Origin of the sequence: Burkholderia sp. Tr-862 (assembly GCF_011753085.1) — a bacterium.
Lineage (GTDB): Bacteria > Pseudomonadota > Gammaproteobacteria > Burkholderiales > Burkholderiaceae > Burkholderia > Burkholderia ambifaria.
The window spans coordinates 1-23,566 of the sequence record NZ_VWWG01000004.1; the positions used below are offsets into that span (position 1 = coordinate 1).

At 66.5% G+C, this 23,566-nt stretch carries 25 protein-coding genes; all 25 read right to left on the minus strand.

What is annotated here, in order from left to right; genetic code table 11:
• Window positions 1-66 precede the first annotated feature (66 nt).
• The 25 genes from F3J14_RS02170 to F3J14_RS02290 all read right to left on the minus strand — a co-directional run bounded on the left by F3J14_RS02170 (window position 67) and on the right by F3J14_RS02290 (window position 23,529).
• Complete coding sequence (locus tag F3J14_RS02170) at window positions 67-999, minus strand: family 2A encapsulin nanocompartment shell protein (RefSeq protein WP_166721572.1); 933 nt, start codon at window positions 997-999, stop codon at window positions 67-69.
• Between the two features lie 135 nt (window positions 1,000-1,134).
• Complete coding sequence (locus tag F3J14_RS02175) at window positions 1,135-1,356, minus strand: helix-turn-helix transcriptional regulator (RefSeq protein ID WP_006749621.1); 222 nt, start codon at window positions 1,354-1,356, stop codon at window positions 1,135-1,137.
• A complete protein-coding gene (gene epsC / locus F3J14_RS02180; RefSeq protein WP_166721573.1) occupies window positions 1,353-2,303 on the minus strand; it encodes a serine O-acetyltransferase EpsC in 951 nt (316 codons plus the stop codon). Before epsC ends, F3J14_RS02175 begins: the two co-directional genes overlap by 4 nt.
• 28 nt (window positions 2,304-2,331) lie before the next feature.
• The gene (locus F3J14_RS02185; RefSeq protein ID WP_166721574.1) at window positions 2,332-2,802 is read right to left on the minus strand and encodes a rhodanese-like domain-containing protein; all 471 of its coding nucleotides are present in this window, start codon (window positions 2,800-2,802) and stop codon (window positions 2,332-2,334) included.
• Window positions 2,803-3,216: 414 nt separating this feature from the next.
• Entirely contained in the window at window positions 3,217-4,620 is a 1,404-nt protein-coding gene (locus F3J14_RS02190; protein ID WP_166721575.1) for an amidase family protein, read from the minus strand.
• A 107-nt stretch (window positions 4,621-4,727) separates the two neighbouring features.
• Window positions 4,728-5,519: an alpha/beta hydrolase gene (locus F3J14_RS02195; RefSeq protein ID WP_166721662.1), complete on the minus strand. Its 792-nt coding sequence runs from the start codon at window positions 5,517-5,519 to the stop codon at window positions 4,728-4,730.
• 82 nt (window positions 5,520-5,601) lie between these two features.
• The gene (locus F3J14_RS02200; RefSeq protein ID WP_166721576.1) at window positions 5,602-5,958 is read right to left on the minus strand and encodes a DUF4148 domain-containing protein; all 357 of its coding nucleotides are present in this window, start codon (window positions 5,956-5,958) and stop codon (window positions 5,602-5,604) included.
• A gap of 279 nt (window positions 5,959-6,237) precedes the next feature.
• Entirely contained in the window at window positions 6,238-6,774 is a 537-nt protein-coding gene (locus F3J14_RS02205) for a cytochrome P460 family protein (RefSeq protein ID WP_166721577.1), read from the minus strand.
• The gene (locus F3J14_RS02210) at window positions 6,774-7,814 is read right to left on the minus strand and encodes an alpha/beta hydrolase (protein ID WP_166721578.1); all 1,041 of its coding nucleotides are present in this window, start codon (window positions 7,812-7,814) and stop codon (window positions 6,774-6,776) included. Before F3J14_RS02210 ends, F3J14_RS02205 begins: the two co-directional genes overlap by 1 nt.
• Before the next feature lie 312 nt (window positions 7,815-8,126).
• Window positions 8,127-9,404 (minus strand): epoxide hydrolase, encoded by a 1,278-nt coding sequence (locus tag F3J14_RS02215; protein ID WP_166721579.1) that lies wholly within the window; start codon window positions 9,402-9,404, stop codon window positions 8,127-8,129.
• A 173-nt stretch (window positions 9,405-9,577) separates the two neighbouring features.
• A complete protein-coding gene (locus F3J14_RS02220) occupies window positions 9,578-10,174 on the minus strand; it encodes a pyridoxamine 5'-phosphate oxidase family protein (RefSeq protein WP_166721580.1) in 597 nt (198 codons plus the stop codon).
• A gap of 106 nt (window positions 10,175-10,280) precedes the next feature.
• Window positions 10,281-10,469, minus strand: a complete 189-nt coding sequence (locus F3J14_RS02225; RefSeq protein WP_166721581.1) for a hypothetical protein — start codon at window positions 10,467-10,469, stop codon at window positions 10,281-10,283.
• A 10-nt stretch (window positions 10,470-10,479) separates the two neighbouring features.
• Entirely contained in the window at window positions 10,480-11,679 is a 1,200-nt protein-coding gene (locus F3J14_RS02230) for a PLP-dependent aminotransferase family protein (protein ID WP_166721582.1), read from the minus strand.
• Between the two features lie 409 nt (window positions 11,680-12,088).
• A complete protein-coding gene (locus F3J14_RS02235; protein WP_166721583.1) occupies window positions 12,089-12,277 on the minus strand; it encodes a hypothetical protein in 189 nt (62 codons plus the stop codon).
• A 61-nt stretch (window positions 12,278-12,338) separates the two neighbouring features.
• Window positions 12,339-13,523, minus strand: a complete 1,185-nt coding sequence (locus F3J14_RS02240) for an acetyl-CoA C-acetyltransferase (RefSeq protein ID WP_166721663.1) — start codon at window positions 13,521-13,523, stop codon at window positions 12,339-12,341.
• Window positions 13,524-13,689: 166 nt separating this feature from the next.
• Window positions 13,690-13,875, minus strand: a complete 186-nt coding sequence (locus F3J14_RS02245; protein WP_006749607.1) for a rubredoxin — start codon at window positions 13,873-13,875, stop codon at window positions 13,690-13,692.
• The gene (locus F3J14_RS02250; RefSeq protein ID WP_166721584.1) at window positions 13,872-14,795 is read right to left on the minus strand and encodes an alpha/beta fold hydrolase; all 924 of its coding nucleotides are present in this window, start codon (window positions 14,793-14,795) and stop codon (window positions 13,872-13,874) included. The genes F3J14_RS02245 and F3J14_RS02250 overlap by 4 nt, the downstream gene beginning before the upstream one ends.
• Window positions 14,795-15,892 (minus strand): fatty acid desaturase, encoded by a 1,098-nt coding sequence (locus F3J14_RS02255; protein ID WP_166721585.1) that lies wholly within the window; start codon window positions 15,890-15,892, stop codon window positions 14,795-14,797. Before F3J14_RS02255 ends, F3J14_RS02250 begins: the two co-directional genes overlap by 1 nt.
• A 12-nt stretch (window positions 15,893-15,904) precedes the next feature.
• Window positions 15,905-16,225: an acyl carrier protein gene (locus F3J14_RS02260; RefSeq protein ID WP_006749604.1), complete on the minus strand. Its 321-nt coding sequence runs from the start codon at window positions 16,223-16,225 to the stop codon at window positions 15,905-15,907.
• 55 nt (window positions 16,226-16,280) lie between these two features.
• Window positions 16,281-17,264, minus strand: coding sequence for an acyl-CoA desaturase (locus F3J14_RS02265; RefSeq protein ID WP_006749603.1), 984 nt, complete (start codon window positions 17,262-17,264; stop codon window positions 16,281-16,283).
• Between the two features lie 26 nt (window positions 17,265-17,290).
• Window positions 17,291-18,250, minus strand: a complete 960-nt coding sequence (locus tag F3J14_RS02270; protein ID WP_166721586.1) for an acyl-CoA desaturase — start codon at window positions 18,248-18,250, stop codon at window positions 17,291-17,293.
• 60 nt (window positions 18,251-18,310) lie between these two features.
• Window positions 18,311-20,062, minus strand: coding sequence for a fatty acyl-AMP ligase (locus F3J14_RS02275; protein WP_247682097.1), 1,752 nt, complete (start codon window positions 20,060-20,062; stop codon window positions 18,311-18,313).
• Window positions 20,063-20,190: 128 nt separating this feature from the next.
• Complete coding sequence (locus F3J14_RS02280) at window positions 20,191-21,609, minus strand: MFS transporter (protein ID WP_166721588.1); 1,419 nt, start codon at window positions 21,607-21,609, stop codon at window positions 20,191-20,193.
• 4 nt (window positions 21,610-21,613) lie between these two features.
• Window positions 21,614-22,441 carry a hypothetical protein gene (locus F3J14_RS02285; RefSeq protein ID WP_247682098.1) on the minus strand — a complete coding sequence of 276 codons (828 nt, stop codon included), beginning with the start codon at window positions 22,439-22,441 and terminating at the stop codon, window positions 21,614-21,616.
• Between the two features lie 44 nt (window positions 22,442-22,485).
• Entirely contained in the window at window positions 22,486-23,529 is a 1,044-nt protein-coding gene (locus F3J14_RS02290) for an aromatic ring-hydroxylating dioxygenase subunit alpha (RefSeq protein WP_348771933.1), read from the minus strand.
• Window positions 23,530-23,566 lie beyond the last annotated feature (37 nt).

The window sequence follows — 23,566 nt, forward strand, 5'->3', positions numbered from 1 at the left end:
TCGGGCAGGCCGGCCGGCAGCGGCGCGTGCGGCAACGCGAGCGCGTCGCTGCCGGCCGAGCCGGGATTAACGGTAGGTGTCGGGATAGTCATGGTACTTGGCGATTTCGACGTCATCGAGGACAGCCAGCGCATCCGGCGAGTGGACCGCGAGCGAGCAGTACAGCGAGATCAGGTACGACGCGATCGCCTGATCGTTGATCCCCATGAAGCGCACCGACAGGCCCGGCCCCTGCTCGCCCGCGACGCCCGGCTGATAGAGGCCGACGACGCCCTGGCGCTTGTCGCCGACACGCAGCAGCAGGATCTTGGTCTTGCCGTCGGCGATCGGCACCTTGTCCGACGGGATCAGCGGAATGCCGCGCCACGTGAGGAACTGCGAGCCGAACAGGCTGACCGTCGGCGGCGGCACGCCGCGCCGCGTGCATTCGCGGCCGAACGCGGCAATCGCGAGCGGGTGCGTGAGGAAAAACGCCGGCTCCTTCCACACCTTGGTCAGCAGCTCGTCGAGATCGTCCGGCGTCGGCGCGCCGGTCAGCGGGAAGATTCGCTGTTCGTCGGTCACGTTCGCGAGCAGCCCATAGTCCGGGTTGTTGATCAGCTGGCTTTCCTGCAGCTCCTTGATCGTCTCGATCGTCAGGCGCAGCTGTTCCTTGATCTGGTCGTGAGGACTGCTGTAGAGATCGGAGATCCGCGTATGCACGTCGAGCACCGTGCTCACCGCGTTCAGGAAATACTCGCGCGGCTGTTCCTCGTACGGCACGAAGGTCCGCGGCAGCACGCTTTCGTCCTCGAGCTGCGTGCACGCGGCGCGCACGGCTTCCGGGTTCTTCACCTGGTTCAGGCGGTAGATGCCGGCCTCGACCGGCACCCACTGCAGCAGGTGGGTCAGCCAGCGCGGCGTAATCGTGGAAAGCTGCGGGACGGTCTTGGTAGCGTTCGCTAGTTGGCGGGCGGCGTGATCGCTCAGCGCGGCCGTGCCGCTTGCAACGGTCGACATGTGTGGCTCCGGGTTCTTAAGATGAAAAACGGGATTGCTTATGACGCTCGGTGATTATCGGAAGCACGCACCTGCCGGCTCAACATGCTATAGCCGTCACATGGCACTGCCGAACGGGAAAGGACGCGAGATGAGTCAGGTGACGTACACGCCGGGCAACAGCGTCGAGATCGACACGTCGAACGCGCGCGCGATCTTGTCCGCGGTGACGATCGACGCGATCGCCTCGCCGCGCTCGATCTCGCCGACATACGAACGGTTCAGCCCCGCGTGTTCGGCGAGCTGCTCCTGTGACCACGTGCGCGCTTCGCGCAGCTTGCGCACGTTGGCGCCGAAGTGCTGGATCAGGTCGCTCATGTCGTCACCCGCGCGTCGGGCACCGGCTCGGCCGGTTCGCGCCGCGCGGCATTCGCTTCGCTGCGCAGCACGGCCTGCGTGACGTTCGCGCCGGCCGGTACGTCCTGCGTGAGCCACACGTTGCCGCCGATCACCGCGCCGCGGCCGATCGTCACGCGGCCGAGGATCGTTGCGCCTGCATAGATCACGACGTCGTCCTCGACGATCGGATGGCGCGCGAGCCCCTTCTCCAGATGGCCGGAAGCATCGCGCGGGAAGCGCTTCGCGCCGAGCGTGACGGCCTGGTACACTCGCACGCGCTCGCCGATGATCGCGGTCTCGCCGATCACGACACCCGTGCCGTGGTCGATAAAGAAGCCGCCACCGATGCGCGCGCCCGGATGAATGTCGATGCCGGTTTCCGCGTGGGCCTGCTCGGCGATGATCCGCGCGAGCAGCGGCAGCCCGAGCCGGTACAGCTCATGCGCGAGCCGGTGGTGGATCATCGCGAGGATGCCGGGATAGCAGAGCAGCACTTCGTCGACGCTGCCCGCCGCCGGATCGCCATGGAATGCGGCCAGCACGTCGCTGTCGAGCAGCCGGCGGATGTCGGGCAGGCGTTCGGCGAACGCCTGCACGGCGGTGGACGCCACGTCTTCGATCGGTGCGTCGGCGTTGCGTTGCCGCGCCGCGTAGCGCAGTTCGAGCGTCACCTGCGCAAGCAGCGCGTTCAGCGCCGCGTCGAGCGCGTGGGCGACATGGAAGTTCTCGCTCTCCTGCCGCAGGTCGGGCGGCCCGAGCCGCATCGGGAACAGCACGCCCTTCAGCGCGCCGATGATCTGTGCGAGCGCCTCGCGCGCCGGCAGGTCGCGCCCGCCCGGTTCGAGCGAGCGCCGCTGCTTCTCGCGCCACGCGCGACGCACGGTCTGAAGCGATTGAACGATGTCGTCGATGTCGAATGCGGCCATGCTGACTTCTCCCCGTAACGGCCGTGACTCAGTCCTGAGCCCACGGCAGGCCGCGATGGCGCCAGCCGTTCCGGCTGCCGCGATGCCGCTGTTCATCGAGGTCGCCCTCGAACCCTTCGAGCACGTTGAATACTTGCGTGAAACCGCCTTTGGTCGCGGCTTCGGCCGCCTGCGCGGACCGGTTGCCGCTGCGGCAGAGCAACAGCACCACCGCGTCCTTGCCGGTCTTCGCTTCCAGCTCGCGCACGAAGCGCGGGTTGCGCGTCAGGCTCGTGCCGGTCGCCCACGGCACATGCAGCGACTCCGGCACGTGGCCGACGAATTTCCGTTCTTCCGCGGTGCGCACGTCGACCAGCAACGCGTCGCCGGCGGTGAACAGCGCCCACGCGACTTGCGGCGCCACGCCGCCCGCGTAAGGCGTGCCCGCCGATGCGGCCGCCGCGCGCGCGGCTTCGAGCGCCTGCCGGGCAGCCGTTCGTTCTTCCAATGCAAACGTCATCACGCTTCCTCGTTCTCGCAAATTCGTATGATCAACAACGCCGGGATTGCGGCCTGCGCAGCTTGGGTGCTGTCTATAGCCGTCAGCCCGACTATGCGAGTGCGCTCGAGGAAGCAGAACCAATAAAAATTCATTTCCTAATCAGCGGCGCGCGAAATGCAATGGCAGACGCGCGCAATCGGTGCGGGTTCATGCGGGGGATCTGGAGCGACGGCCGTTCGATGGCACGCATCGAAGGTTCTTGAAAGGATGGGCGACTGCGAAGTCAGGAACGGTACGGCACACGACGCGCCGCACGTTGCGAGGGAATCCGAAATGGAATCGCGCGCCGGGTCGAACGGCGCGCTTTGAAGGATCGATAACCGACATTCGGCGGACGCGGTGCATCGCCGATGCACCACGCCCGTCGCCGCCTCAGACGATCGGATCGACCACGGTCACCAGCGCGCCGCGCGCCTCGATGTCGCGCCCCGCCAGCAAGCACAGATCCTCGCGATGATGCGCGGCGACCACCTGCACGCCTACGGGCACGTCATTGACGATCCCCGTCGTCACCGCAAGTCCCGGCAACCCCATCGCCGGCAGCGCACGCAGCGTGAGCTGCGCTTCCCATACGCGCTCGAACCCTTCCGGTCCTTGCCTGTCGAGGTCGTCGGGGAACGGCAGCTCCGACGACACCGGCAGCAGCAATACCGCGTATTCATCGAGAAACAGCCGCCACTGCCGCGTCAGCGTCGTACGCCGCACGAGCGCGCGGCTGATCACGTCGGCCGGCAGATCGCGCACCTTGCCGCGCACGGCGGCGATCACCGCGGCCGCGCCCGGGTCGCCGTCGCTCGCGACCGCGTTCGTCAACGCGTCGAATCCGTCGCCAAGCCAGAGCTGCTCCTGCAACAACGCAGCCTCGCGCATCGGCGGCGTATCGTCGATTTCATCGACGGTCCACCCTGCATCGACGAGCCGGCGCGCGGCATCGCGCAACGCGGCCTCGACTTCGGGCACGACCTGCAGGCCGCCCGGCCGCACGCACAGCGCTGCTCGCTTCGGCGCCGCACGGCCTTCGAACGGCACCGGCACGTACCATGGGTCGCGTGGGTCCGGTGCGGCGAACGCTCGCAGCGCCAGCGCGAGATCGTCGATCGTGCGCGCGATCGGCCCGGTCGTCGACATCAACTGCGCGCCGATCGCACGCTCGGGCGACGACGCATTGAACGCCGGGACGCGTCCGAGCGACGGCCGGATCCCGTGCACACCGCACGCATAGGCCGGATAGCGCACCGAGCCGCCGATGTCGGTGCCGACCGCGAGCGGGCCGATCCCGGCGGCCACGGCAGCCGCCGCGCCGCCGCTCGATCCGCCCGGCGTCAGCGACCGATTACGCGGATTGTACGTATGCCCATGCACGAGATTCGACGTGAACCAGCGCAGCGCGAACGTCGGCGAATTGCTGCGGCCGAGCAGCACCGCGCCGGCCTTCCTCAGGTTCGAGACCGACGGACTGTCGGCGCTCGCGATCAGGTTTTCCTGCAGGCGCGTGCCGTTGGTCGTCGCGAATTCCGCGACGTCGACGTTGATCTTCACGGTCACGGGCACGCCGGCGAGCGGCCCCGGATCGTCGCCGCGCGCGATCGCGCGATCGACTTCGTCGGCTTGCCGCCGCACGTCGTCCGGACGATGCTCGACCACCGCGTTGATCGCCGGGTTCACCGCATCGAGACGGGCCAGCGTCGCATCCGCCACTTCCCGCGCGGACACTTCACGTTGCCGCACCCGCTTCGCGATTTCAGTCGCCGACAGTTGCCAGAGTTGCTGCGTCATCAGAATGTGCTCCGAGAAAGCCCGCCATTTCCCCCAAGGGGACTTCCTTCGAGGCGGATGGCGGGAAGGAGGCGCCGCGCGCCATTCGCATCGCGGCGCCGCATCGATCACTGCGTATCGTGCTTCGCACGCTCCGCGGCCGCGATGATCGCGTCGGCCACGGCCTTCGGCTGGCTCAACATCGCGACGTGGCTGCCGTTCACGCGCGTGACCGTCGCACCGATCCGCTTCGCCATCGTCTCCTGCAGCTTCGGATCGATCATCCGGTCCTGCGTCGCGACGACGAACGTTGACGGCTTCTCATGCCACGCGGCCTGCGTGACCTTCTGCGAAATACAGCCACCGTACCACGGCCCTTGCGTCGCCGCGACGACGCGCTGCTGCGCGGGCGACAGGTCCGGTGCGAAATCCTGCGCGATCGCCTTGTCCGACAGCGTCGCGAAACCGCCCGAGTCCTTGCGCAGCTCGCCGGCCCACGCCGGCGCCGGCAGCCCCTGCGTGACATCGGCGATCGACTGGCCGTTGTCCGGCGCGAACGCGGCAACATAGACGAGCGACTTCACCTTGTCGTCGTTGCCCGCATCGCTGATCACGACGCCGGCCCACGAATGGCCGACCAGCACGACGGGCCCCTTCTGCTCGTCGATCGCGCGCTTCGTCGCGGCGGCATCGTCGGCGAGCGAGCTCAGCGGATTCTGCACCGCTACGACATGCAGGCCGCGCGCCTCGAGCAGCGGAATCACGCGGTTCCAGCTCGACCCGTCGGCGAACGCGCCGTGCACCAGCACGACGTTCGTGCCCTTCAGGTCTTCCTTCGGCGCAGCTTGCGCCGTGACCGCACCGAACAGCCCGCCAAGCACCGCCGCGGACACCAGCACCCGTTTCGTCAAACCGACCATCGTCTTGCTCCTTCCTGTCGTGTTGTCCATCTGAAATGTTTCCGATGCGGCCGCGCCGGCGCTCGGCAGGCGCGGCAGCGGATCACGAATGCGCGTACAGGCCGTCGGCGGCGCCCGTGCGTCCGTCGCGGGCAGCGCCCGTGTCGGACGCGGCGTAGCGGGCGGCCGGCACCGACGCGGCGGCGACGTTGTCGCCCTGCGACTTCGACGGGCCGTTCTGGTCCGAGCGCGCGAGCTGCTGCGCGGCGACTGCGTTCTCCGCGGCAGCGATATCGTCCGGGTAGTTGGCTTCGCCGCTGGCCGGGCTGTAGCCGGCCTTCTCGAGCCGAACGAGATCGGCGCGCACGTCGGCACGCGTGAGGCCGTGGCCGGTATCGGCGAACGACAATGCGGGGATCGAAGCGAGGACGGCAACGGCGAGGATTCGAGCGACTTTCATGAGTGTTCTCCTAAAAGGAAGTGGGTGTATCGATCATTCGGCATCCGATCCAGATCGGCTGGCATCGAACGTTTCCTGCATGTCGACAGTAGAACCCGCTCACGTATCCGGCATGTTTCCAAAACCGGTGCTTCCTGCATGCCAGTTTTTCAGGAGCGGCCGCAGACACAGTGCGATACAAACCCGCATGCCGATCCGTGTCCCGTCATCCGCGCGCTACAAAAAAAGGCGTGCCTCGTGCGGCACGCCTTTCCGTCAAGCCAATCCCGTCAAGTCACATCAGGGCGCCAACCGCGTGAACACGAAGTCGTGATTCTTCACGCGCGCCTGGTGACACGCAAAGCACGTCTGGTGCTGACCAATATCGGCCGGCACGCCGTTGATGAAGCGCCCGAAGCCCCAGCCGCCCGTCGACGCATAGCGACGCGAATCCTTCACCATCACCTGCACGGTGGTCGCCTGGCCCGGCACCGTCGCCGACGGGAACTCGTCCGACTGCTTGCGCTTGTACGCGAGCTTCACGAGGATCGTGCCGTCCGGAAACGGCAGCGTCGACTTTTCGAGCGCACGCATCGCGACGGGATTGCCGAGCACCACGCGCAATTCGTCGAGCGGCGCCGCCTCCTCGGCCGGCGCGACCATTTCCCACTTCCGGTAGCCGGGCGGGATCGTCACGCCGTAGATCGGCGACGCGGCCGGCTTCGGCTGCTCCGCGAACGCGGCCGGGACGCTCGCCGACAACGCGCCGGCCAGCAACACGCCCGCGACGAGCGCACGGCGCGCGCCGTGACGCACAACACCGGTACGCGCCCGCATCACAGATGCTCCACTTGCAGGATCGCATCGGCGAACGCCTGCGGCGCTTCCTGCGGCAGGTTGTGGCCGATGCCGCCGGTGATCGTGCGGTGCTGGTACTTGCCGGTGAACTTCTTCGCATACGCGGCCGGGGCCGGATGCGGCGCGCCGTTCGCATCGCCTTCCATCGTGATCGTCGGCACGGTGATGACCGGCCCGGCCGCGAGCCGCCGCTCGATGTCGTCGTATTTCGCTTCGCCCTTCGCGAGACCGAGGCGCCAGCGATAGTTGTGGATCACGACCGCCACGTGGTCGGGATTCTGGAACGATGCGGCACTGCGAGCATAGGTCTCGTCGGAGAACTGCCACTTCGGCGACGCGAGCCGCCAGATCAGCTTGTTGAACGCATCGAGGTTCTCCGCGTAGCCGAGCGCGCCGCGCTCGGTCGAGAAGTAGAACTGATACCACCACTGGAGTTCGGCCTGCGGCGGCAGCGGCTTGGTGTTCGCCTGCTGGCTGCCGATCAGGTAGCCGCTCACCGACACCAGCGCCTTCACGCGCTGCGGCCACAGCGCCGCGATGACGTCGGCCGTGCGTGCGCCCCAGTCGTAGCCGCCGAATATCGCACGGTCGATCTTCAGCGCATCCATCAGCGCGACGATGTCGACGGCCGTCACCGCCTGCTGGCCGTTGCGCAGCGTGTCGGCCGAGCGGAACGTCGTCGATCCGTAGCCGCGCAGGTACGGCACGATCACGCGATAGCCGGCCGCCGTGAGCAGCGGCGCGACGTCCGCGTAGCTGTAGATGTCGTACGGCCAGCCGTGCAGCAGGAACACGACGGGGCCGTTCTTCGGCCCGAGGTCCGCATACCCGACGTTCAGCACGCCCGCGTCGATCTGGTGGATGGTGCCGAGCGACGCCGCGCCGGCCGCGCGGCTCGTCGGGGCATCGGGCGCCGACTGCGCGTGCGCCAGCGAGCCGAAGCCGAGGTCGGCGAGGCTCAGGCTTGCGATTGTCGTACCCAGGATCAGGCGGCGGCGGCTATTCACGGTATCAGGCATGACTCGTTCTCCATTGTCGATCGCTAAGTGAGGAGCCCACGGCAGGTGCGGGCGCTCCGGTATCGCCGTTCACGCCGGCTGCGCATCGCTTCGCGCCGCCGTGTGAATCGCTTCACCGGATTTATATCCGAACCATCCGGACGCTTTGTATCCCAACGTATCTGTGTTCGGATACGACACAGAGCGATTCAAAAAACGCCCGCGAGGCGGTACGTTTCGGGGGCCGCGCAACACACGCGCCCCCATGCACCGATGCGGCAACGGACGCAGGCCGGCATCGCAACCGGCCCGCGCGCGCCCGTCGAGCCGCGCTTACGCGCGACGCAACGGCCGGAAACCGGCACGCACTTCGCGCGCGAACAGTTCCGGCTCCTCCCATGCCGCGAAATGCCCGCCCTTGTCGACTTCGTTGAAGTAGATCAGGTTGTGATAGCTGCGCTCGGCCCAGCTGCGCGGCGCCTGATAGATCTCGCCGGGAAACACCGTGATCGCGGCCGGCAGCGAGATGTCCACCGCGTTGAAGTTGTTCGAGTGATCCTCCCAGTAGATCTGCGCGGAGGACGTCGCCGTATTGGTCAGCCAGTACAACGAAATGTCGTCGAGAATCTCGTCACGCGGAATCGAACGTTCGGGTACGCCGCCGCTGTATGTCCACTGCGAGATCTTGTCGTACATCCACGCGGCCTGCCCCGACGGCGAATCGGCGAGCGCGTAGCCGACTGTCTGCGGACGCGTGACCATCATCGCCGAGTAGCCGCAGTTGTCGCGATAGAACGTCGCGAGCTTCTCGTACGCGGCCTTCTCCTTCGGCGACAGCGACGTCGGGGCCGGCGCGTCGACCTGAAGCAGCGTCGCGATGTCCGGCGGCACCGTCGCCGGCATGTTCACGTGAATCCCGGCCAGGCCCTGCACGCGCTGCATCGCCATCCGGTGCGAAATCACGGAGCCGCAGTCGCCGCCCTGCGATACGAAGCGCGTATAGCCGAGGCGCGCCATCAGCTCGCCCCATGCGCGGGCGATGTGGTCCGAGCCCCAGCCCGTCTTCGTCGGGCGGCCCGAGAAGCCGAAGCCCGGCAGCGACGGCACGACGACGTGGAACGCATCGTCGGCGCTCGCACCGTGCGCGGTCGGATCGGTGAGCGGGCCGATCGCCTTCACCAACTCGAAGACCGAACCGGGCCAGCCGTGCGTCATGATCATCGGCATCGCATTCGCGTGCCGCGATCGGACGTGGATGAAGTGGATGTCGAGCCCGTCGATTTCCGTGATGAACATCGGGAAGCCGTTCAGGCGCGCCTCGCCCTTGCGCCAGTCGTAGTCGGTGCCCCAGTAGCGCAGCAGCGCCTGCATGCGCGCGAGCCGCACGCCTTGCGATTCGTCGGCGACGGTCTCGCGACCCGGCCAGCGTGTCGCGGTGATGCGGCGGCGCAGGTCGACCAGTGCGTCATCGGGGATATGGGCGGTGAACGGGCGTATGCCGGTGTCGCCGGTTGCCGCATGCAGCGCGGTGGGCAGCATCGCGGATACACCCGCGGCCACGGACGTGGCCAGCAGGTGCCGACGCATCGGGGAAAACGGTGTGGAAGACATCGCTCGGCATCTCCTTTCGTGAGGTTGAAAGTGAACATGCCGCGCGCCCGGGCGCGCCTTTGCTTTCATTCGGGCACGCGGCGGTTACGCGGCGGTCACCCATTTGAAAGGTCTGATGTATCCGGGATGTGTCTGATTTGTACGCGTTTGTAGCAGGCGTGCGAACGTCGACGTCAGGGGGCGATCCAGCGGCCTGCGTAGCCGTCGTCGTTCACGTCGAATACCGCGCGGCGATGACCACCGCGGGCAAGTTCGAGCCAGTCGATGCGCGTCACCGTGACGTGGACGAGGCAGAAGTTCCGATAGCCGTCGTCGGTGGGGGCCGTGCCTGGGCTTGACGTGATGTGCGCCTCTTCAGGCGAGTCGATCGGCGTGCCCGGCCGCAACGGTGCGCGATACAGCAGCAACGTATGCGAACGGCTCGATTGCCAGATCGCGCGCCGTTGCGCTTCGTCGTCGCAGATCGACGCAACGCCTTCCGCGCGAATCTGCACGAGCGCGTCGAGATCGTTCGCGACGACGGCGATGCGAGGATCGCGGCGCAACTCCGCCACCTTCTCCGACCGCGCATCCGTATGGAACGCCAGCAGACGATCGGCGCGGCTCACTTGCCGCAACACGATCGTGCGCACCTTCGGCGCGCCGTCGAGACCGAGCGTCGCGGCCTGCACCATCGTGAACGGCGAGCGTTGCGTGCCGACGCCGGACTCGAGGCACGACCAGAGGCGGTCATAGGTTTGCGGGAGCGATTCGGAAGCGGGATCGGACATGATGGCGCGGCGATCTTGCGGGATTCGGTCGCGCTAGCTTACCCGTTTCGGCGGCGCAGCTCGCGGCGCGCCCACGGCGTCCGTTGCAAACCCGCCGCCGCGCGGTTCAGTTATAGCCGAGGACGACCGGTGCGGCGTCGCCCGTGTCGGTCGAATCCGCGCCGAAGCGGCCGAGCACGTCCGCGACGTATTGCGGCCCCGCGCTGATCTGCGACGACTTGTGCGCGACGGGACGGATATCGGCCACGCCCGGCGCTTCATCCAGCCATGCGGTGTCGTTGATGACGATGTTCATGGGTGTCTCCTCACGCGGCCAGCGCCGCACCATACGCGCGCACCAGGCGCGCCACGCCTTCCCGGATCGCGTCGACGTCGGGCGCGGCGAACGACAGGCGCAGCGATGCGGCGTCGACGTTGTCCGCGAAGAACGCCTTGCCCGGCACGAAGACGACCTTGTTCGCGATCGCCTGTTGCAGCAGCACGTCCGACGACACCGCGCCGATCCGCGCCCACACGAACATCCCGCCTTCGGGACGATGGAACGTGATCGCATCGCCGAAACCGTCGCGCAGCGCGTCGCACATCGCGTCGCATTTGCGCTGGTAGGCCGCCGTGATGCGTGGCAGATGGCGTTCGAGCGCGCCGTCGGCGAGATATTCGGCGGCGGTGGCTTGCGTCCACGGCGTGCTGCACAGGTCGACCGTCTGCTTCGCGATCACGCAGCGTCGCGCGATCTCGGCCGGCGCGATCGTCCAGCCCACGCGCAGCCCCGGCGCGACGATTTTCGACAGGCTCGCGAAATGCACGATCCAGTCGCGCGCGCCTTCGACTTCGTTCGCGAGCGCGAGCATCGACGGCACCGGCTCGCCCGCGAAACGCAGGTCGCCGTAGGGATCGTCCTCGACGATCAGGAAACGGTATTGCACCGCGAGACGCAGCAGCTTCAGCCGGCGTTCGCGCGTGAGCGTCGCGCCGGTCGGGTTCGCGAAGGTCGGGACGGTGTAGAGCAGTTTCGGCTGCGCGATCGCGCCGGACGCGAGTTGCGACGCGAGGCGATCGACGTCGAGGCCTTCACCGTCGACCGGGATCGTGATGATGCGCGCCTGCTGCAGGCGCATCGCCGACAGCGTCGCCGGATAAGCCGGCTGTTCGGTCAGCACGACGTCGCCCGGCGCGACCATCACGCGCAGCAGCAGGTCGAGGCCCTGCTGCGAGCCGGTCGTGACGAGCAGTTCGGCCGGCGTGCACGCGACGTTGCGGCGCGCCATCAACGCAATCAGTTGCTGCTTCAGTTCGGCAAGGCCGTCGGTCGGGCCGTATTGCAGGCAGCGCACCGGGTGGGCGTACGCGCGTTCGGCGGCCGTGTTCAGGCCGTCGACGTCGAACAGGTCGCTGGCCGGATAGCCGCCCGCGAACGAAATCATCCCCGGCTCGGAGAGGTACTTGAACAGCTCGCGGATCGGCGAACCGGCAGGATTCTGGAATGAGGGCGTAAACGCGTACATGTCGTCGTGAGCTGGATGGCACGGACGGCCGGGATAGCCGACAGGTGCCGCCCGCCCAAGGCGCTTCTGGCGCAAGGGCGGGAATTCGAGCCACGATTGTCGATAGTCATTAACGCTGCCGCAAACGATATCTATGCACTAGGTCTTGCGGTTTGGTCATTAATTGAGGAACAGCCGCGTTTCGTCCACGGCCGTCCGGGCCGGCACACGCCGCGAATGCGCGAGGCCCATCGCGACCCCGGCATCCGCGCCGTTACAGCCCCGCGACGCCATCAACGCGATGACGCCGGGCGACACGTCCGCGTGCGATCGGACCGAGCCAGACCAGGGGCAAGCTGTGCCGCGCTTGCACCGTTGGCCCGGCCGGTCACGCGCGCTGGACACGCAACGGACGCACGTGAATCGCGCGCTATTCGCCCGGAGGAGAGACGCCCTTCCTGACGTAGCCGGCAATCGCCTCCAGCATGCCGAGGTCGAGGTCCTGCACGCGGTCGGCGCCGAAGTGGGTCAACCACTTGCGCGCGAGCTCCGCCTGCGTCGTCGTGTGCCCGGTCGCGGCAGGGGCACACAGGTCTTCGAGTGCTGAACGCTGGTCCATGTCTTCTCCGTGATTGCTGATGATCGGGACGTCGCCGGCTCCCGTCGCGATCAGGACGCCGTCAGACGGCCTCCAGCGCGAGGGCGATGCCTTGGCCGCCGCCAATGCACAAGGTCACCATGCCGCGTTTGATGCCATCACGGCGCATCGAATGCGCGAGACGGGTCGTCAAGACCGCACCGGTCGCACCGATGGCGTGACCGTGCGCGATCGCGCCGCCTTCGACGTTCACCCGCTCTTCGTCGATGCCGAGCTCCCGAATCACCGCGATCGGCACGGCGGCAAAGGCCTCGTTGATCTCGAAACGCTCCACGTCGTTCAACGACCATCCGGCACGCGCGAGCGCCATCCTGACTGCCGGCACGGGCCCCAGTCCGAACATCCCTGGCTCGACCGCACCCACGCCGTATGACACGAGCGTCGCGATCGGCTCGATTCCACGCGCCTCGGCATACTGCCGCTCGGCCACGACCATCGCCGCCGCGCCGCTGTTCAATCCCGGTGCATTGCCTGCGGTAATGGTGCCGTCAGACCGGAACGCGGGTTTCAATCGGGCAAGCGACTCGATCGTCGTGTCCGGCCGCGGCTGCTCGTCGCGCTCGAATCGGACGGGTTGCTTGCGCCCCTCGATATCGACCGCGACGAGCTCGGCGTCGAACGCCCCGCGCTCTTGAGCCTGCGCGAAGCGCCTTTGCGAACGTTCCGCCCAACGGTCCTGCTGCTCGCGCGTCATGCCCACCTTCGAAACGAGGTCTTCCGTATGCCATCCGGAATGCCGGCCGGAAAACGCGTCGACGAGGCCGTCCCCGAGCATGCTGTCGACGATTTCGGTATTGCCCATGCGCTGGCCCCACCGACCGCTATGCAGCAGATACGGCGCACGGTCCATGTTTTCCATACCGCCCGCCACCGCGACCTCGCCGAATCCGAGCCAGATTTCCTGGGCCGCATTCACGATGGCCTGAGCGCCCGAGCCACAGACGCGATTCACGGTCAGCGCAGGCACCTCCACCGGAATGCCGCCGCCGACGGCTGCCTGACGCGCGGGATTCATCTTGTTTCCCGCCTGAATGACGTTGCCCATCACGACCGAAGCCAACGCCGCCGGATCAACCTTGCTGCGGCGCAGCGCTTCGCGCACCGCGATTGCGCCGAGCGTCGTCGCGGCGACGTTCGTCAACGTGCCACCAAACGCCCCGATGGGCGTTCTTACCGGACTGCAGATCACTACTTGTCGAGCAACCATTTCAACACTCCATTCAACGTTCAGTTTCGCCTGAAGCAATGCCACCGCATCGTCGCGTGTTGCCTGCCGTGGGATGCGGCTTCGCCTGCCCGGCACGCTCGTGAACCCGCATCTCGTGCTTGCGGGCACAGGATCGGGGGCGCCGCGCGGCGCCCCCTCCGTTCGGTCAAATCGATATCATTTCGAAATCCTCCTTGCCGACGCCGCACTCGGGACACTTCCATTTGGCCGGAATATCTTCCCAGCGCGTGCCCGGTGCAATGCCGTCTTCCGGCGCACCTTTTTCTTCCGAGTAAATCCAGCCGCACACCAGACACATCAACGTGCGCATCTCCACCGCTGTCGTGCTCATCCCGCCAACTCTCCAAGATTCGACATTTGTCGCTTCACGAATTCGCGCACCTGCTCGCGTACCCTCGCATCCGACAAGATCCGCCCGTGACCCGTGCCCGGCGCCGGCCACAATGTCGCCTGCGGCAGGCCCGCCACCACCCGCTGCGCCTCGCAGTACGGCACCACGGGATCGGCCGGGTCGTGCACGACCAGCACCGGGACATCGAGCGACGCGCCGCGCGCCAGAATGTCCCAATGGCTGACAGGCACGCCATTGCGGCATTGCAGCTCCGCATAGATGCGCTCGATCACTGGGCGCGGCAACGCCATGTCGCGGTTCGCCCAGCGCTCCAGCACCTCGGTCAGCGCGCTCGTCGGCGCGATCAGCACGATGCAGCGCAACGACGCGCGGCGCGAGCGCTCCGCCAGCGCCGAGATCGTCGCGATCGAGCCGAGCGAATGTGCAATCACCACTTGCGCGCCTTCGATCGCATCCAGCGCCGCACCCGTCGCCCGCGTGAACTGCGTCATCGTCGTGTGCTTGCCCGGCGACAGACCATGCGCGGGCGCGTCGAATGCCGCCACCGAAAAGCCCAGCGTCTTCATCGGCTTGACGAAGCTCAGCATGCTGCTGCTGTCGGTGCCCCAGCCGTGCACGAGCAGCACCCGCGCCGCACCGCCCTCCCAATAATAGGCCCGGTCGATGTCATCGTTGCCCTCGATGGACGTCACCGTCGCGCCGAGGGGTATGCGATCGCTGACGGGCAGCCCGTAGCCACGCGTGAAGCCGAACGCATCGGCCGCGCGCCGTCCGGCAATGCGCGGCGCGAACGTGTTCAGCATCCGGAACGCGTGACGGCCGAGCCGCACGCGCAGCGAAGGCGCCTTCCTGGTCTGCCGGGTGATCGGCGAGACTTCCGTGTGATTCGCGGCCGCCATCACCGGCCCTCCGTCGCCGCACGCGCGCCGACGGCCACGGCCTCCCGGGACAGGGTCCGGTAATAGCCTGACTCGGTGTCGTAGAAGTGGCAGTGGCGGATCACGTGCCACAGATCGCCGAACGTGAAATCCTTTTCGCGAATCATTCCCGGAAACGCTGCCTTGAGCGCCGCCTGTGCCTTCGGAAGGTTGTAGAACGGCACGATCGGCGCGACGTGGTGCGCCGTATGCACCGAAATGTTATGGGTCATGAAGTGCAGCCACTTCGGATACCGGTAGTCCGTCGTCACGAGCAGGCGACTTGCGTTCGGCGTCCAGTGCTGCGACGGCAGAAACGGGATGTCGTCCGACGTGTGATGCATCAGCGTCGTGGCGCTGAACCACGCGTGGATCATGAGCCACGGCACGACGAAGTACAGGAACAGGCCCGTGACGCCGGTAAAGTAGATCAGCGCAGGGAAATAGAGCATCGCGACGATCAGCACGAAGCCGATCGAGCGCTTCACGTCGCGCCGCATCTCGCGCTTCGGATAGAAGCCGGGACGGAAGCCCGATTCCTTCCAGTAGCTCAACGTACCTGCCCAGAACAGCCACTTGCGGGTACCGGCGTACTCGAGGCGCTTGAGGAGCGGCATGCGATCGTAAAGCGGCGCGGGAATCGGCCGCCAGTCGGTGTCGAGCTCGAGGTTGTTGGTGTTCGCGTGGTGCAGGTTATGCGTGTGACGCCACGCATGGAACGGATACAGCAGCGGCAGCAGCGATAGATGCCCGATCGTCAGGTTGAACCACCGGGAGCGGGAGAACGAGTTGTGCCCGCAATCGTGCGCGATGCAATGCAGCCCCCAGCCGCCCAGGCCAGCCAGCAGCCACAGCGGAACGTAGAACAACCAGTGCGGCGCGTACGCGATGCCGACGAGCGCGCCGACATACGCCGCATAGCTCACCACGAAGCCGAGAACGCCACGCCACGCACGCGGCTCGTATAGCGACTTTGGAATCGCATCGGTCAGCCGCACGCCCTCGAGCGCCTTCGATTTCTGCAGGAATTCGTCGAAACGCGCCGGCGGCGCGCTCGGAACAGTGTAGGTGTTCGCCATGTCGATCTCCGCTTACGCAGCCTGCAGACCGAGCTCGGTCGAGAGGTGGCGCGCCAGTTCGTCGATGCTGTTGTGTTCGAACAGCAGCGCCGGGGACAGCCGCTGCTCCACGACTTTCTCGAGATCGCCCGACACCTGCACGGCAACGATCGAATCGAGCCCATACTCGTCAAAGCGTTTGGCGGGATCGATGGCAGCCCGGTCCATCTTCAGCTGCTTCGCGAGCCGGTCGACCAGCCAGCTGCGGATCGACGCTTCCGTCAGGGGGCCGACGTCGGCGGCGACCGCTTTCTTGCGGCCGAACAGGCCGCCCAGGATTCCAGCTTGAGACATGATGAATAATCCTTCTATACGAGGGAGATGAACAGCTTCATGAAGGCAACTTTCTTCAATACGGTTGCTTGGCCAACTTGCGGATCGCGGCCGGCCCCGGCAAGCGCAGGTCCCAGACGACCCCCGCCTTGCCGAGCGTCCAGAGCACCCACGCGCTGAGATCCGGCTCGTACCACTTCACCGAATGGCGATACGACGCGGGGAACGCGTGATGGTTGTTCTGCAGACCTTCGCCGAACGTGAGGATGGCGACGGTCCAGTTGTTCGCGCTGTTGTCGTCGGTCTTGAAGGGCCGTCCACCGAACATGTGGCAAACCGACCCGACGCACCAGGCAGCCTGATTGGCCAGGAAAATCCGTGCGAAGCCACCGAACAGCAGGCCGTTCCACGCGCCGTGCCAGGAACCGCCGATCGCGCCTCCGATTGCGGCGGGCAGCACGAGGCCGAGCACGATCCACCAGACATAGGTGCGGTGATAGAAAAACAGGCGGCGATCGCGCAACACATCGGGGGCGAAGAACGTCCACCCCGACACGTCCGGTGCCAGCATCCACGGCATGTGCGCATACCAGAGGCCGCGCAGCTTCGCGAGCAGGCCCGCGCCGCCCAGGTTCGGCGAATGCGGATCGCCCTTCTGGTCGCTGTACAGGTGATGACGGCGATGCGTCGTCACCCAGAACATGACCGGCCCTTGCGCGGCCATCGAGCCACAGATCAGCAGCAGCCCTTCGAACCACTTCGAGGTCCGGAACGTCTTGTGCGCAAGATACCGATGGAAGCCCATCGTGATCCCGCCCATGTGCAGAAAATAGAACACCGCGAACAACACCAGGTCGGTGACGGCGAAGTCGCCCAGCACGAGTTGACGCACCGCCAGCGCGAACCCGGCAAGCGGCACCAGCATGACGGCCAGGGCGGTGTAGCGTTTGACGCGCGCACCACTGCCTTTTAGCGGCGAAACGCCGGGGATCTGGCCGTCAGGGGCCGACAGCCCGCCGGCGGCAGTCACGCCGGGGGCAACCTGAATCGACGAATTCATAGGATTCTCCAAACGCTAATAGAGGATTACGGCGAAGTTGAGGAGAACGCCGCGCGGCGCTTCGGCGCATAGCGCACCTCCGTGACGAGTCCCAGCGCGTCGAGCAGGCGGATGAGCCAGGCGGACGGATCGATCTGCCAGAACGCGTGATCGTTGTTGGCGAACGCCGGCTGCGCGTGATGGTTGTTGTGCCATGCGCCGCCCACCGACACGATCGCGAGCAGGCCCAGGTTGCGGCTATGGTCGCGTGTCGCGTGCGGTCGGGTGCCGATCGTGTGGCACAGCGAATTGACGGCCCAGGTCGACTGATCGAGCAGGAATATCCGAGCGAGGCCGCCCCACAGGAAGCCGCCGACGGCCCCGAGCAAGCTCTGCCCGGCGGGCGCGAGCAACGCGCCCGCGAGCGCGGGAATCGCGAGGCCGAGCAGCACCCACCACCCGTAGCGCAGATTGAGATTGACGATCAGACGGTCGCGCAGCAGGTCTGCGGCATACGCGCTCCAGTTCTCGCGGCGCACGGTGAATAGCCAGCCCACGTGGCCGTGCCAAAGGCCCGCGAATCGACTGAGCTTGCCGTGCCGGTTCGCGCGCGGGCGCGGCGAATGCGGATCGCCGTCCTGATCGGTGAACGCATGATGCATCCGGTGCGTGGCGGCCCAGAACAGGATCGGCCCCTGGGCGGCCATGCTGCCGAGCACGCCCAGCATCACGGTAACGACCGGCCGCCCCTTGAACGACCGATGCGAGAAATACCGGTGCATGCCGGTTTCGACACCGATCGCGGTCGAGAAATACATCACCGCCAACAGTACGAAGTCGGTTGCGCGCACCCCATATAGGTACGTATAGGCAATCGCCAGTGCGAAACCGAGCGCGGGGATACCCACGGTCAGATAAGCGAGCCGGCGTGCGCGCACGTCGGTATCGGCTTGCGCCTCATGGGCGGCCGCCGGTGTTCGCGAAGACAAAGAATCCGCTTCAGCCATGACTGGCTCCGAAGAAAGACAGCGTCAATGAAAATCGGGGATGCGGTTCGTGCGAACCGCTTATGCGCGCGTCTCGAGTGCGCTCAAGCTGCCTTGCTGGAACGCTTGCTTGCACGCTTGCCGACGCACCTTGCCGCTCGTCGTGAGCGGAATCGCACCAGTCGGGCCGAGGTGCACCACCGCCGGCGAGACCCCGTGGTCGCGCGTGACCGCCAACGTGATCGCGGCTCGCACCTCACTCATTTGCTCTGGACTCGGACGGCGCGAGCGTTTGAGTTCCGCAACGATGACGAGCGACTCCCCTTGCCCGCCGTCGATCGAAAAAGCCACCACGCCGTTGGTGCGAATCGCCTCGTGCGCCGATTGCACGGATCCCTCGATGTCGGTCGGATAGAGATTGCGCCCGGCGACAATCACGACGTCCTTGATGCGGCCCGTCACGAACAGCTCGCCGCCGTTCAGGAAGCCGAGGTCGCCCGTGCGCAGGTAGCGCGTCGGATCACCGCCGTCTCCGTCGGCAATCGTCGCGGCGAAGATGTCGTCGCTGTCCGCACGATTCAGATAGCCCGCTGCAACGTTCGGACCACTAAACCAGATCTCGCCGACGGTGCGCTCCGGCAGCACGCGCTTCGTCGCCGGATCGACAATCAGCAGCCGATGGCCGACTGCCGCGGGCCCGCACCCAACCAGCGTGGCGCGTCCGTGCCCGTCGACTTCCGGGTCGTGCGGCTTGCACACGCCCCGAACGAGCGCCTCTTTGTCGACCTCGATCAGCGAGACCGGCGAGCGGCCCACCTTGCCCGATACATAGAGCGTCGCCTCCGCCATGCCGTAGCAGGGAACCACGGCACGGCGCTCGAAGCCGTGCCGGCCGAAGCGCGCGAAGAACCGTTCGAGCGTCGTGTGGCTCACGGGCTCCGCGCCGCAGAATACGTGCTGCAACGCGCTTAGATCGAGCGTGGCGGCTTCTTCTTCGCTGATGTTGTCGACGCACAGGTCGAACGCGAAATTCGGTGCGACGCTCGTGGTCACGCGGTAGTCGGTGATCGCCTTGAGCCAGCGATAAGGACGCTGGACGAAATGCTGCGGCGACAGAATCACGAGCGGAAAGCCGCTGTACACCGCGAGCAGCAGCGCGCCCATCAGCCCCATGTCGTGATACGGCGGCAACCATGTGCAGCCGACGCGATCCGGATCGGGGCCGAGCCGCCCGGCGATCACCGCGCAGTTGCTGACGAGATTCTCGTGCGTGACGATCACGCCCTTGGGCTCGCCCGTCGATCCCGACGTGTACTGAAGCAGCGCCGGCCGATCCAGGTCGACGTGCTGCTCCAGCAGGTTGCGAACGTCATGTGCCGATACTTCGCTATCGTCGAAGGAATCTTCGTCGATCGTCAGCAAGGCCGGCGCTGCACGCTGGTCGCCGTAGAGCGCGTCGAGCTGCGGTTGCAGCGAGCGGTGAAGCTTGCCGGCAATGACCACGTCAGGATGGGCGTCGCGACAGATCGACGTGAAGCGTGCCACCGCGCGAGAACCGGCAGGCGGAAACGAAGGCACCGCGGTGGCGCCAGCGAGCAGGATGCCGAACAACGCCGCGACGTAGCTCAGGCCGGGTTCGAGCAGCAGCAATACGCGCCGCTCATGCAACGAGTGCTGCAGCACCCTGTCGCGCACATGGACAGCAGCGGCGGCGAACTGGCCGTACGACCAGCTCACGACATCATCCTCGCCGTCGCGAAGAAAATGGAATGCGATCTGCTCAGGCGTTTGCTCGGCCCGCTCTCGAAGAATGTCGAGCAGAGACGAGGTCATGCGCTCCGCCGTCAGGGGGGAGGGGGGAATGCTACCGGCCATCGTGAGACCCTCGGATAATTGGTGTTGTTTTGTTTTGTTTTGGTGAAAGCTTCATGCGCCAACCGGCGCTGGCCAACACCCGGCCATCAATGCGCCGTCGCAGGCGCCAGCGCTCGCGGTCGCGTATCCACCGGCGCGCACAGGATTGCGGTGGCCAGACCGAGCGCGATCTGCAGGTAGCAAAGGGTGCGGAATTCCGCGAGGTGACCTATCGCGTTGCCTGTTATGGCGACCGTCAGCGCCACGCCGAACACCGATCCCATCTGGCGTATCGCCTGGTTCACGGCCGAGCCCACGCCGAAGCGGGCCGGCGGCAGATGCGCGACGGCGGCGGCCGACAGCGCAGGCATGACCATGCCCACCCCCAGTCCGGTCAGCAGCGCCCCCGGAAGCCACGCGTGCACATAGTCGGGCGTGACGCCGGGCACCAGCGCGAACCACACGCTTGCCGCCGTTGAGATCAGGCTCCCGGTCACCAGCAGAAGCCGGTGCCCCGCGCGCGCCGCAAACCGTCCGCACACGATCGCCGTGGGGACGACGAGCAACGGCCCGGGGCTGCCGGCCAATCCCGCACGTGTCAGCGAATACGACCAGACACCGGTGGTAAACAGGAATGTCTGGAAAAACATCATGGCGAAGCCGATCGCGAAGCACAGCGAAGCCAGATTGATGTAGCGGTAAGTCCGATCCTGGAACAGCGACAGATCGATGGCCGGGGCCCGTGCCGTGCGCGCCCACGCAACGAACGCGGCCAGCATGACCAGCCCACCGGCGATCGCCACCGCCACCTCGGGGGAAGTCCAGCCGACCGCCTCCGACTGCACCAAACCGAAAGCAATCGAGCCAACGCCGAGGATCAGCAAGACGACGCCAATGAGATCGAGCGGCGCGCCCCGCTCGGGATCGCGCGACTCGTCGAGAATGCGCCTCCCGCGCCAGAGCGCGATCGCCCCGAGCGGCAGGTTGAGAAAGAAGGCTGACGGCCAGCCGAAGCGATCGACCAGGAACGAGCCGAGGCTCGGCCCCAACGCACCGGCCACCCCGCTGACCGCGCCCCACAAGCTCACGGCGATCGCCCGTTTGTTGACGGGGAACGCCGCCAGCAGGATCGACAGCGACGCAGGCAACAACAGCGCCGCGCCTGCTCCCTGCACGGCGCGCATCGCCCAGAGCATCTCGACACGCGTGGCGATGCCACAGCCGAAGGATCCCGCCAGGAACATCGCGAGACCAAGCAGGAATGTGCGCTTGCGCCCGCGCAGGTCGGCGAGGCGGCCGGCCGGCACGAGCAACGCGGCGAACACCAGCGTGTACGCGTTCAGCACCCACGACAGGCCGGTCGGGTGCGCATCGGGAAACGCCAATCGCAACGCGGGAAATGCCGCGTAGAGCACGGTGACGTCGATCGAAACGAGGAACACCGCCACACTGGCGATCCAGAAAACCGGCCACGGCGAGACGGCGTTCGACTGCGCCTGCGGAGTGAGCACGCTGGGTCCGTTCATGTCCTTATACCTCGCGCGGCTGAAGCGGTGTCACGCCGTCGCCCGATTCGGATTCGAAATACGACGCGTCGAGAAACGACAGCGTTCGCGCCCGCATCCGCGCTTGAAACAGCGCCACGACCGGCCACGGGCGCATCGCCATTGCCATGCCCTTCACGTTCCGGGCATCTTCCCAGTGAATGACGTTCGCCACTTCCAGCGGCAGCCCGCCGACCTCTCCTGTCCAGAGGCTCAGCGTCGTCGCGCCGGCCGACAGACGCGGGCCGCTCGCCCGCCCGCCGTAGACCGCGATCGAGTGGCCGCAAACGCGTTCGACATCGGCGCTGCCGCGAATCGGCTTGCACGCCACCGGACTGGTCAGAAACATCTCGTCGGTGATGCCGAACGGCAACTTGGCGTCCAGCACTTCATCGTCGGGTACCGGCGGCAACGCGGTATCGATCCCCGGCGGCAGCGTCCACACGTTGGCGTCGACGAGATCCCGGCTCGCGTCATACAGCGCCCGGCGCACCGGCGCGGGAAACGAGCCGAGGAAGATGTCGACCTGAATGCGCGTGCCGAACCGGCGCGCCACCGTCACGCCGCGAATCTGACGGTCCTGGAAGCGGCCGTGCCATTCGCGCCCGCCGATATCGGCGCCGCTCCACGCGTGTGTCGGCTCCACCTCGGAGAAGATGCCGTCGGCGGCAGCCGCGAGGCGCTCGACCTGGCCGCGACCGACGATTTCTCCGAACGTCATCGGATGCCGCAAACTGACCTCGTCCTGCGCCGACGTGTCGAGCTCGCGCAGCAACTCGCCGACATAGAGACCGGCTCGTCCTTGGTGATTCATCGTCGTTTCCTTCCCGGTGATCGTCGATACTTCCGCTGCGTGCGTCATACGGCTGCTCGAATCGACGCGTTCGCGCCCATGCGCTCCAATATCCGCCGCGCGGCAAACGCCGGTCGATCGAGCTGGATGTCGATCATCGGCGCCGTGGGGCTCCAGTTCGCCTGCAGGCTCTCCGCGACGTCCTTGTCCTCCATGACGGTGGCGAACACTTCCTTCGCGGTGAACTCGGTAAACCGTTCGTTGTCGATGTCGAAATCGCGGTGCATGCCCACGAAGACATGCGTGGTGGTGTCCGTGGCGGGCGTGAAGATCGTCGTCGTGTAGACGTGGTAGACCTGGCCGCTGGCATCGTCGCAGGCGTGCGCCCGCGTTTCGACCCGCGTGTTGCCGATGGGCCAGTACACGACCTCCTGGAAGCGGTCGATGTAGTCGAGCTTCAGGATATGGGTGTAGAGCGGCGGCGTCTTCTCGCGGCGCAGGTACCGGCGCACGCGGACTTCATCGTCGTTGATCACGATTTCGGGCGGCGTCTCGACGATGTCGAGCGAACCCAGCGTCTTCGCATGCACGAACGCGGCGTGCGAGATGTCGAGGATGTTGTCGATGCCGAACAAGTAGCTGCACGCGATGGTGCAATAGCTCATCTTCCCGGCGAGTTCAGGCGCCGAACAGACCCAATGGTTCGGGATCGTCGCTTCGTCGGCCTGGTCCGGCTCGCCGGTCCACACCCAGATGAAGCCGTATTTCTCGACGGCGGGGAATGCCCGCGCCCGCGCGCCCTTCGGGATCGTGCTCTGGCTCGGAATACTGACGCACGCGCCGGAGCAGTCGTACCGGAGCCCGTGGTACCAGCACTGGAGATCGTCACCGACAACGCGCCCGCGGGACAACGGAACCTGTCGGTGCGGGCATCGGTCCTCGAGGGCGACGACCTGGTTCGCCAACGTACGGTACATGACGATCTTCTGATTCAGGATCGTCCGCCCAAAGGGCTCCCGCTGGACTTCCTCGGAAAGTGCTGCTGCGTACCACGCATTCTGGATGAACATGATTCCTCTCTTTGCTACAGGGGTGGCGTTGTGGCACACCGGACCCGAGTTCAGGCTGGCATGTACCTACCGGATC

Coding starts and splice junctions, on each gene's coding strand:
- F3J14_RS02170 (WP_166721572.1), bottom strand. CDS start 999: ATGTCGACCGTTGCAAGCGGCACGGCCGCGCTGAGCGATCACGCCGCC.
- F3J14_RS02175 (WP_006749621.1), bottom strand. CDS start 1,356: ATGAGCGACCTGATCCAGCACTTCGGCGCCAACGTGCGCAAGCTGCGC.
- epsC (WP_166721573.1), bottom strand. CDS start 2,303: ATGGCCGCATTCGACATCGACGACATCGTTCAATCGCTTCAGACCGTG.
- F3J14_RS02185 (WP_166721574.1), bottom strand. CDS start 2,802: ATGACGTTTGCATTGGAAGAACGAACGGCTGCCCGGCAGGCGCTCGAA.
- F3J14_RS02190 (WP_166721575.1), bottom strand. CDS start 4,620: ATGACGCAGCAACTCTGGCAACTGTCGGCGACTGAAATCGCGAAGCGG.
- F3J14_RS02195 (WP_166721662.1), bottom strand. CDS start 5,519: ATGGTCGGTTTGACGAAACGGGTGCTGGTGTCCGCGGCGGTGCTTGGC.
- F3J14_RS02200 (WP_166721576.1), bottom strand. CDS start 5,958: ATGAAAGTCGCTCGAATCCTCGCCGTTGCCGTCCTCGCTTCGATCCCC.
- F3J14_RS02205 (WP_166721577.1), bottom strand. CDS start 6,774: ATGCGGGCGCGTACCGGTGTTGTGCGTCACGGCGCGCGCCGTGCGCTC.
- F3J14_RS02210 (WP_166721578.1), bottom strand. CDS start 7,814: ATGCCTGATACCGTGAATAGCCGCCGCCGCCTGATCCTGGGTACGACA.
- F3J14_RS02215 (WP_166721579.1), bottom strand. CDS start 9,404: ATGTCTTCCACACCGTTTTCCCCGATGCGTCGGCACCTGCTGGCCACG.
- F3J14_RS02220 (WP_166721580.1), bottom strand. CDS start 10,174: ATGTCCGATCCCGCTTCCGAATCGCTCCCGCAAACCTATGACCGCCTC.
- F3J14_RS02225 (WP_166721581.1), bottom strand. CDS start 10,469: ATGAACATCGTCATCAACGACACCGCATGGCTGGATGAAGCGCCGGGC.
- F3J14_RS02230 (WP_166721582.1), bottom strand. CDS start 11,679: ATGTACGCGTTTACGCCCTCATTCCAGAATCCTGCCGGTTCGCCGATC.
- F3J14_RS02235 (WP_166721583.1), bottom strand. CDS start 12,277: ATGGACCAGCGTTCAGCACTCGAAGACCTGTGTGCCCCTGCCGCGACC.
- F3J14_RS02240 (WP_166721663.1), bottom strand. CDS start 13,523: ATGGTTGCTCGACAAGTAGTGATCTGCAGTCCGGTAAGAACGCCCATC.
- F3J14_RS02245 (WP_006749607.1), bottom strand. CDS start 13,875: ATGAGCACGACAGCGGTGGAGATGCGCACGTTGATGTGTCTGGTGTGC.
- F3J14_RS02250 (WP_166721584.1), bottom strand. CDS start 14,795: ATGGCGGCCGCGAATCACACGGAAGTCTCGCCGATCACCCGGCAGACC.
- F3J14_RS02255 (WP_166721585.1), bottom strand. CDS start 15,892: ATGGCGAACACCTACACTGTTCCGAGCGCGCCGCCGGCGCGTTTCGAC.
- F3J14_RS02260 (WP_006749604.1), bottom strand. CDS start 16,225: ATGTCTCAAGCTGGAATCCTGGGCGGCCTGTTCGGCCGCAAGAAAGCG.
- F3J14_RS02265 (WP_006749603.1), bottom strand. CDS start 17,264: ATGAATTCGTCGATTCAGGTTGCCCCCGGCGTGACTGCCGCCGGCGGG.
- F3J14_RS02270 (WP_166721586.1), bottom strand. CDS start 18,250: ATGGCTGAAGCGGATTCTTTGTCTTCGCGAACACCGGCGGCCGCCCAT.
- F3J14_RS02275 (WP_247682097.1), bottom strand. CDS start 20,062: ATGACCTCGTCTCTGCTCGACATTCTTCGAGAGCGGGCCGAGCAAACG.
- F3J14_RS02280 (WP_166721588.1), bottom strand. CDS start 21,609: ATGAACGGACCCAGCGTGCTCACTCCGCAGGCGCAGTCGAACGCCGTC.
- F3J14_RS02285 (WP_247682098.1), bottom strand. CDS start 22,441: ATGAATCACCAAGGACGAGCCGGTCTCTATGTCGGCGAGTTGCTGCGC.